The organism is Rothia sp. L_38, assembly GCF_050689125.1.
Lineage (GTDB): Bacteria > Actinomycetota > Actinomycetes > Actinomycetales > Micrococcaceae > Rothia.
This window is the reverse complement of the sequence record NZ_JBOEQD010000037.1, coordinates 1-614: the sequence shown is the minus strand read 5'-3', so window position 1 is coordinate 614 and position 614 is coordinate 1. Positions and strand designations below refer to the sequence as shown.

General features: G+C 57.7%; 1 pseudogene. It reads left to right on the top strand.

Annotated elements, in window-relative coordinates:
• Window positions 1–614: pseudogene (locus tag ACRCJM_RS11990) on the top strand (hypothetical protein); the annotation flags it as partial.

The window sequence follows — 614 nt, the reverse complement described above, 5'->3', positions numbered from 1 at the left end:
GACTACTTTGTCGGTGAGATGAACACCCTCTCAGATTCCATCTACGAAGCCGCCACCGTTGCTGCTGAAAAGTGCATCGTTGAGGACGAACCCCCGGTAGAGCCCACCAAGCCCACCGAACCTACCCCTCCGACTCTGGAAGAAGTTCCCTCAGTACCCACCAAGCCCACTGAGCCTACCCGCGAGACCGTTGAAGCACCCTCTGTTTCCTACGGCCTGACCAAGCTCTTTGCCCCCATCCCCGTAGTAGAAAAGGTCGCTAAGGACGAGGGCAAGAAGGTCATCGCTGGCGAAACCACCACCCAGACCATCTCTTACGCCACCGGCTACCAGGCACCTGAGTCATTCATCCTGGGCGACCACATCTACTTCACCGAGGACGGCCGCATGCCTGTCTCCGTGAACATGAACGAAGTAGCTGTAACCGACGCTGAGGGTAACAACGTCACCGACCAGTTCACCATCACCTCCGAGGACGGCGTCCACAACGGCAAGGCAGGGCACCAGATTCTTGCTACCGCTAAGGATCCTGGCTCGCTGAAGCTGAACACCACCTACACCCTGCACGTGAACCAGACCAGCCTCTTTGACGGTATCGCAGATACCCTCATCGA